Raw genomic sequence first — 4,302 nt, forward strand, 5'->3', positions numbered from 1 at the left:
CGAAGTAATATTAAAATTAATAAAGATATGAAGTACTAAGATTAAAGAAATGGAGGTTTTAGTACAGGATAAATATGCTCTAAAATTAAAGAAGAAAAGAGTTGCTTTTTACCTCAGTTCTTTGTTACCTGCTGGCTTTTATTTTAGTAATCTTTTTAGCGTTGGCAAAGACATACTCTTTTACAGTTTTGGTGAAGCTTGGACGATGCCACTGTAAATGTGTATGGCTTTAAACGTTGGCTATTTCGTAAATCTAATTTGCAAATTCAGTTTAAAATATAATTCTCCGTCTTCCTCATAAATTTCCCCAAATCCGTGTCGAGAAGAACTTGCAGTATCAAGCTTTGTATTATTTAGCAAGTAATCCTCAAATTCGTTTTTATTATAAATATGATAACATAAAACGTCTCCATTTTCTTTGACGATTAAATATCCACCTGTCGCATCATATTTCCCTGTCCAAACTTGCGAGGGCATCATTCCAAGAGCAACATCTGTCAAGAAGCGTTTTATTTTGTATTCGTAAAACTTATGTTCGTTTTCAATGTCGAAGTTTAATGGATTTTTATCGGCCGTTTTGTTTACTAAATCGGTCAAGTGCGAAAACTCACTTGAATAAAAGTCAAAAACTATTTGCGATAAAATCTCTGGAAGCAAACTGTCTATTAGAACAAGGTTGTTTGAAAATATTTGTCGTTCTGTTTTTATAAATTCAAATTGTCCGCCATTTTTATGAACTTAAACAATTCTATCCATTATTTTACTTCTCGAAGCAATTAAATTGATTCGCTCAATTTCATCTTTTGAAAGTTTTACTCCTTTAATTTTATAAATAAAGTTTGTTGTTTTACCTGCATTTAATAGGGTAGAAGGGCTTCCAAGTTGTGATTTTATGCTAAAACCTAATGTTGGTTGTTGATTCGTTCTTTGGTCGTGAACAACAATAGTAATATCAGTTTTCGCTATAGAACTTGCTTTTAAGGAAATACAATTTATGGATTGCATAAATTCCTCAATTTCTGGAACAGAAAAAGTCCTTTCTTTATTTTGCTTTATTGCATTTAAGAGAAAAAGAGCTTTGTTTTTAAAGTCTGAAATGGGGATTTTTAAAACTTCTTCATCTCCCGAAACTAAAATGATTTCATCTTGAATTGAGTATTCAAAATTACCATTGTTTTCGGTGCGAAGTATTTTTATGATTGGGTAAACTAAACCTTCTAACTTTTCAATGTCTTTGTTTCCAAGAAATAATTGTTTGTCGCCTAATAATTTGAAAAGCGCATAAATTTCGCTCCATTCTCCTTTATTTCCTGTAATCATTTGCAGTTTAGTTTTTCTATGATTTTTTGCGCTGTTGCTTGAATTGCAGGAACTGCAACTGAATTTCCGAATTGTTTGTATGCTTGTGCATCTGAAACTACTATTTTAAAATTGTCAGGAAATCCTTGTAATCTCGCCCATTCTCGCGGTGTCATTTTCCTAAAATGCTTTGGGCGTGCCCAAGGGTCGGGCTATCCGCTACAAGTCCTCGCTCGTACCTCGCTGTGGGCTTTCCACTGCTATCCCTCACGCAACTTATCCGCGAAAAATATTGTCAGAATGATATTTAAGGAACTCTTGCGAAGGCAAGAATTTATCGGGAAGTGAGATTTTTCGTTTATTATATTTCAGAAAAAAATCTGCAATTGATTCATTTTCTTTGTATTCGAAGATTGCATCAGAAATTTTAACCACATAATCAGAAGTTATTGTTAAAAACCCTTTATCAAATGCTTGGTCGTGAATAGAATTTAAACACAAACCATTTCTTGGGTTCATTCTTTCTTCTTTATTTGTTCGCCAAGGAATAATATGACTTGCAACTAAAAAATCAGAAATATTAATACCTGTTATGCAACATTTTTGGTAATAAGAAGATAAAACCGAAGAACGAAAAAAGTTTTGGTTTACTCTTGTTTTTACAAGTCGTTCGATATCTTTTCCCTCTGGAAAATCTGTTGGGTCAATTTCATTGGTTTCAAGTATGGTTTTATTTTGAAATTCAGAAATTAATTTTTCACTTTCATAAGCTAAATCATCCCAATTACCGTGAAATTCATTCCAAATAACTTCTTCTAATTTACTGCCGTTTGCAAGACCTGTAATTCCTCTTTTTTGTAATTCAGGGTCTAATCTACCAAAATTACCAACTTTCATATTTAAAGCGGATGGTGAACGACCTATGATGTTGGCATATTTTATTATCGTTGGATGTGTTTTACTACTGTTTTTAAATGGAATTTTACAGTAAACATTAAATGCTACAATAGTTTGTTCTCTTGTCCAATTATTTGACTTTGCCATTTATTTAACTTGACTTACCTCTAAATCAGCTACTTGATAATCACTGATTAACTTGTTTAAAAGGTCTTCTGTAATATCTGAACCACCTGGAAGTATTTGTAGAAATATTTCAATTCTATCATCAGCTGAAAGTGTGCTTAACTTTTCATCATCACGAAAAAAATTCATAAAATCTTCTCTAGTAATATTTTTTAACTTATCGTTCATTATGCTGCGAGTTTTTGCGTTAGGGATTGAAGAGGAAATCCTTTTTGTGAGGAACGAGCAAAAAGATTAGAACGGAAAGCCCGACCCGATAGGGTAACGCCCAAATCTTCACGAAGCACATTTAAAATGGTTGCCAAAGTTTTTCCTTTGTCGTGATTTCTTAAACCTTTTACATTTTCTAAGAAAATTGCTTTTGGTTGATTTTTACTAATAATCTTAGCCACGTCAAAAAATAATGTACCTCTTGTGTCTTCAAATCCGCCACGCTTTCCAGCAATTGAAAATGCCTGACAAGGAAAGCCTGCACATAGAACATCAAAATTATCTGGAATATAATTTTTAGTTTCTTGTTTAGTTATGTCACCAAAAGGAACTTCTCCAAAATTTGCTTGATAAGTTTTTTTGGAATATTTATCCCATTCACTAGTGAATACACATTTACCACCTAAATTTTGTAGGGCTAATCTGAAACCGCCAATTCCTGCAAATAAGTCTATAAATTTAAATTTTTCTTTTTTGGGTGATGGAAATGGCACTGAATCAATATTGTTGAATATCAAATATTGTAGCGCTTCTTCAGCAACATCGTTTGTTATATCATCGCTTGGATATTTAGAACTAAGATGTTTTTTAACATAAGAAATTGCATCCTTTTTATAAAATTGGGATACCCCATTTTTATAATTGTGTAAGTAGTGTGTATACGAAGCTTGTTTAGGATTTTCAGGCTCCTTAGTGTTAACCCTAGATAGTTGGTTATCTACACTTTGAATATAATTATTTTCCTTTTTCATTTTCAATTGCTTGCTCAATTTTGCCTACGCAAGATAATAAGTCTTTTTCAATTTCTTTTCCCCAAAAACGCAAAATTGTCCAACCATCTTTTAGTAATTTTTTATCTACCTCTTTATCTCTTTCGATATTTCTTTCGATTTTTTGATGCCAAAATTTGATGTTACTTTTATGATCGTGCTTTCGGTTTTCCCAGTCTTTGCCGTGCCAAAATTCACTATCACAAAAAATTGCTATTTTGTACTTCTTAAAAGTTAAGTCAGGTTTACCAAAAACAGTTTTATTATTTTTTCTATATCGATATCCTTTTTTCCATAATGCTTTAGCAAGTTTTGTCTCAATTTTAGAGCCTTTGCTCTTTACAGCTTGCATATTTTTTCTTCTCTGTTCTTTGTTCAATTTGTCCATTTAACAAAGTTATGATTTTAAAAATGATGCTATGGGTAAGAAACAGCTCTTTTGTTTTTTAGGGATTGGCATTAGTTCGGTAGAAAACAAATGTGCTGTTTGTGCGGCTGGATTTTCAGCTTGCAGGTAACGGGATTATATATGGCAAGTAGCGAGCAAATAAGAGTTAATTTTCGATTCGTCTCAAGCCAAAACTTTTGTGTTTTGATTTTTAATTTTAGTTCAAAAAGCCAAATCAAAAGATTTGGCGACTAACCAAATATACCAAAATTTACGATTTAGAAAAGATTTAGCTATTTGTTATATATGTTGTGCCTGTTGCACAATTTACTAAAAAAGATTAATTTCATGATATGCAAGGCAAAAAAGTATATCAAGAGCAGTTATTCAACAGTTTTCAGTTGAGTGAACGGGTACCGGCCACTAATTTCTACCGCCGATTGAAAGAAGCCTTAAACTTAGATTTTCTCTATGATCTTACTCGAGGTTTTTACGGCAGCAGTGGTCAAAAGAGTATAGATCCTGTTGTGTTTTTCAAGCTCTGCTTAGTAG

The 4,302-nt window shown here is 32.3% G+C and carries 5 protein-coding genes and 2 pseudogenes; 1 reads left to right on the forward strand and 6 read right to left on the reverse strand.

Features of this window, described 5'->3' with window-relative positions; all coding sequences use genetic code 11:
• Positions 1 to 240: 240 nt before the first annotated feature.
• The 6 genes and pseudogenes from KW502_RS15030 to KW502_RS15055 all read right to left on the reverse strand — a co-directional run bounded on the left by KW502_RS15030 (position 241) and on the right by KW502_RS15055 (position 3,750).
• Positions 241 to 1,320, reverse strand: a pseudogene (locus tag KW502_RS15030) (HpaII family restriction endonuclease).
• Positions 1,317 to 1,481: pseudogene (locus KW502_RS15035) on the reverse strand (DNA cytosine methyltransferase); the annotation flags it as partial. The pseudogenes KW502_RS15035 and KW502_RS15030, both read right to left, overlap by 4 nt.
• 94 nt (positions 1,482 to 1,575) lie before the next feature.
• On the reverse strand, positions 1,576 to 2,343 hold the full coding sequence (locus KW502_RS15040; RefSeq protein WP_219041375.1) for an HNH endonuclease: 768 nt from the start codon (positions 2,341 to 2,343) through the stop codon (positions 1,576 to 1,578).
• The gene (locus tag KW502_RS15045; RefSeq protein ID WP_219041376.1) at positions 2,344 to 2,550 is read right to left on the reverse strand and encodes a hypothetical protein; all 207 of its coding nucleotides are present in this window, start codon (positions 2,548 to 2,550) and stop codon (positions 2,344 to 2,346) included. It lies immediately after the preceding gene.
• A complete protein-coding gene (locus KW502_RS15050) occupies positions 2,550 to 3,344 on the reverse strand; it encodes a DNA cytosine methyltransferase (protein WP_219041377.1) in 795 nt (264 codons plus the stop codon). Before KW502_RS15050 ends, KW502_RS15045 begins: the two co-directional genes overlap by 1 nt.
• Complete coding sequence (locus KW502_RS15055; protein ID WP_219041378.1) at positions 3,328 to 3,750, reverse strand: very short patch repair endonuclease; 423 nt, start codon at positions 3,748 to 3,750, stop codon at positions 3,328 to 3,330. The genes KW502_RS15050 and KW502_RS15055 overlap by 17 nt, the downstream gene beginning before the upstream one ends.
• Positions 3,751 to 4,103: 353 nt before the next feature.
• On the opposite strand from KW502_RS15055, the gene KW502_RS15060 reads away from it, so the two are divergent.
• Positions 4,104 to 4,302: transposase (locus KW502_RS15060; protein ID WP_500793360.1), on the forward strand; the 199-nt coding region annotated here is incomplete at its 3' end.

Origin of the sequence: Mesonia aestuariivivens, assembly GCF_019311235.1 — a bacterium.
Lineage (GTDB): Bacteria > Bacteroidota > Bacteroidia > Flavobacteriales > Flavobacteriaceae > Mesonia > Mesonia aestuariivivens.

What these genes read in the sequence shown, in the direction of transcription:
- KW502_RS15040 (WP_219041375.1), bottom strand. Translation starts at nt 2,343, where the DNA reads ATGGCAAAGTCAAATAATTGGACAAGAGAACAAACTATTGTAGCATTT.
- KW502_RS15045 (WP_219041376.1), bottom strand. Translation starts at nt 2,550, where the DNA reads ATGAACGATAAGTTAAAAAATATTACTAGAGAAGATTTTATGAATTTT.
- KW502_RS15050 (WP_219041377.1), bottom strand. Translation starts at nt 3,344, where the DNA reads ATGAAAAAGGAAAATAATTATATTCAAAGTGTAGATAACCAACTATCT.
- KW502_RS15055 (WP_219041378.1), bottom strand. Translation starts at nt 3,750, where the DNA reads ATGGACAAATTGAACAAAGAACAGAGAAGAAAAAATATGCAAGCTGTA.